Origin of the sequence: Pseudoalteromonas sp. S2893 (assembly GCF_005887105.1) — a bacterium.
Taxonomy (GTDB): Bacteria; Pseudomonadota; Gammaproteobacteria; order Enterobacterales; family Alteromonadaceae; genus Pseudoalteromonas; species Pseudoalteromonas atlantica.
Genome location: NZ_PNCY01000076.1, coordinates 1 through 2991 on the forward strand (window position 1 = coordinate 1; position 2991 = coordinate 2991).

At 41.4% G+C, this 2991-nt stretch carries 4 protein-coding genes; all 4 read right to left on the bottom strand.

Features of this window, described 5'->3' with window-relative positions; translation table 11 throughout:
* Window positions 1-30 precede the first annotated feature (30 nt).
* Window positions 31-1227, bottom strand: a complete 1197-nt coding sequence (locus tag CWC04_RS19195) for a dipeptidase (protein WP_029773025.1) — start codon at window positions 1225-1227, stop codon at window positions 31-33.
* Between the two features lie 64 nt (window positions 1228-1291).
* Window positions 1292-1546 (bottom strand): YheU family protein, encoded by a 255-nt coding sequence (locus CWC04_RS19200; protein WP_004589625.1) that lies wholly within the window; start codon window positions 1544-1546, stop codon window positions 1292-1294.
* A complete protein-coding gene (locus CWC04_RS19205; protein WP_024033940.1) occupies window positions 1543-2535 on the bottom strand; it encodes a hydrolase in 993 nt (330 codons plus the stop codon). Before CWC04_RS19205 ends, CWC04_RS19200 begins: the two co-directional genes overlap by 4 nt.
* 111 nt (window positions 2536-2646) lie before the next feature.
* Window positions 2647-2793, bottom strand: coding sequence for a hypothetical protein (locus CWC04_RS19715; RefSeq protein WP_171038602.1), 147 nt, complete (start codon window positions 2791-2793; stop codon window positions 2647-2649).
* Between the last annotated feature and the right edge of the window lie 198 nt (window positions 2794-2991).

A 2991-nucleotide genomic window follows, 5' to 3' on the forward strand; every position in this document is an offset into this window, starting at 1 on the left:
ACTGACAACTGACAACTGACAGCTTACAGCTTAGTGCTTTTTCGCATATGCTTCGGCTTGCTTCCAAACCCTTAGCGTATTTTCGCTTAAAATCTTTTTAATGTCTGAATCGCTGTAACCTCTGTCCATTAAGCCTTGCACTAGGTTGGGATAGCTAGATACATCCTTTAAGCCAATCGGTAACGAATCGCCAACCCCATCGTAGTCAGAGCCAATGCCAACGTAATCAATGCCAATAAGCTCTACAACGTGATCAATATGATCAAGTACTTGCTCAAGGCTTGCAAACGGGAATGGGTTTTTAGCGCGGTACGCTGCATCAAAGTCTTTACTTGGCTTAGTCCCTTCTTTTTTAACGGTCTCTTTAGTGCTTTTAAGGTCTTTGTACCACGCACCGGCTTTAGAGGTTACAAAGCTTGAACCAAAGTTAATTTGAATAACCCCGCCATTCTTTTTAAGCGCTAATAACATGTCATCATTCATATTACGCTCAAAGCCTGGCGTGTATTTGCGAAGTGAAGAGTGTGAAGCAATAACCGGCGTTTTAGATAGCTCCATTACCTGATAAAACGCATCATCTGATATATGTGATACGTCAATTAGCATACCGACGTTGTTCATTTCAGTAATTAGCTTTTTACCAAATGGGCTTAAACCTTTCCATTTTCGGCGAATATCGTAAGACGAGTCAGAAATATGGTTGCTTTGCGAGTGCGCAAGCGTGATGTAGCGTACACCGCGGTCAAAAAAGTGCTGAAGGTTTTCCATTTTTCCTTCAATTGGCGAGCCATTTTCCATGCCCATCGCAATTGATAGTTTACCTTGCTCAAATTGCGCTTCTATATCCGCTGTTGAGCTAGCAATGGCAAATTTTTCAGGGGCACGTTGTGCAATGGCTTCCATGCTATCAATCATTTGATTGGCTAACTGGTAGCTTTTACCTTTGCCTTCAAATTCTAAGTGAGCAGGAATATAAATCGACATAAAAGGTGCGTTTAACCCCCCTTGTACTGCGCGAGGGTAGTCAAAGTCGCCGCCGTCGGTGGCTTTAGTTACATCAACCCATTTTTCGTGGATGCGATAAGGTACATCAATATGGGTGTCGATTAAAATAGTGTCTTTTGCTAGTTTTACTGCTTTGTCTGACGGGCTTTTTACTTGCTCTGCAAAGGCTTGTGGTGTTAAAGCTAGTGATATGGCTACCACTAGAGTGCTGAGTTTTATCATGTTTTGGCTCTTTGGGTAAAAAGCCATTGTGTACGTTCAGCTCAAAAGTTACAAGTGTTAGGCGCTAATCAAACGACTGTGCTTCATGCTCTTCGCTTTGCAGTGCTTTAAATTCATTTTTTGAGATAATAGTGACCGACTCATGTAGCTCAGAAAAAAACACCATCGCTTCACCATTTCTAAGCTGCTGATTAACCTGCGCTACTTTACTTTGAATACTCACTTCTTGCTCACCGTAATCGGTGCCTTCACGAAGCACGTAGCTTTCAATTAGGTTGTAGAGGGTGTCTTTATCAAGTTGTTCAAAAGGGATAATCATAACTGCTTACTGCTCGCTTTAGTGGGGACGTGTTGGCCAAAATAATGAGGGACGGCTTGTTCAAGCCAAAATACTGGCCTAAACGGATTATTACCGCTAATAAACCCTACGTGGCCGCCTTTTTCAGAGACGCTCAGGGTAACATGCTCACTCACATCTTGCCTACTTGGCACAGCTTTAATCGACAACATTGGATCGTCTTTGGCATGAATTATTAACGTAGGAATCGCAATATGTTTTAAGTAAGGCATTGCGCTGGCTTGGCGATAGTAATCGTGTGCGTTTTCAAAGCCATGCAGTGGAGCGGTTAGTTGATTATCAAACTCTAGCAAATCGTCAATTTTCATTAACTGCTCAGAGGTAATAGGTATCTGCTGCTTAATTTGTGGCAATTTACGCTGCATTGATTTTTTCATTCTATCGAGCAAATACTTTTGGTAAATTTTGCCTAAGCTTTTACGAATAACATCGCTTGATGATGATAAATCATAAGGAGCCGAGACCACGGCTGCAGCACTTAAAGGGCAGTTTTCGCGCTCTTCGCCTAGGTATTTAGCCAGTACATTGCCCCCTAACGAAAAACCAACAGCCATGATCGGGCGGCTGGGAAATTGCTCCCTTAAATGATTTATAAAAAAAGCTAAATCGGCGGTATCACCACTATGATAAGCACGGGGTAAGCGGTTAACTTCACTTGAGCAGTTTCTAAAGTGCATAAGTACTACGGCATAACCTTGCTTTTTTAAGGCTTTCATCATGCCTTTGGCATAAAAGCTATTTATGTTGCCTTCAAGACCATGTAAAACCACAGCAAGGGGAGCGTTTTCATTATGAGGCAGCGACCATGCAAGTTCAATAAAATCGCCGTCGGGCGTATCAAGTTGCTCAAGTTCGTAGGACGTATTGTGAAATGGACGGAAGAAACGCGGCATTATGGTTTGAACGTGACGATTGGTCATCCACCATGCTGGTTTAAACTTATTGATCATGTTTGTACTACGCACTATGAAAAAAACGAAACGTTAGTGTACCAAATTTTTCGCTTTATAAAATAAAAAGCGCCTAATCAGTAACCTGAGTAGGCGCTTTGTGCGTCGTGCTTAATGATGCTCGGGAATTTCAGCCTCGCTAATTTTTTTAATAAAGTAAAAAGCGTAAAATAGGCAAAGAGAAATCACGACGCCTAAAATCCCAAAAGACATAAATAAAACAGGGTCGCTAAAAAAGTCTCTAAAGAATACGTTCATGATTAATCTCCTCGTTCAGTTGATGGAGATATCATAAAGTGACTTTGCAAAGCATAATGTGATCGAAATCAAACTATTTCCCTGCGTGGAAAAAGTAACCAAGTAAAGTTGATGTAGATCATGTTTTAGGGGCTATTCAGTTTCTACTGCAGCACCTATAGGCTTTGAAGAATCAATCGGCTTAAAGATTTTTTGCAC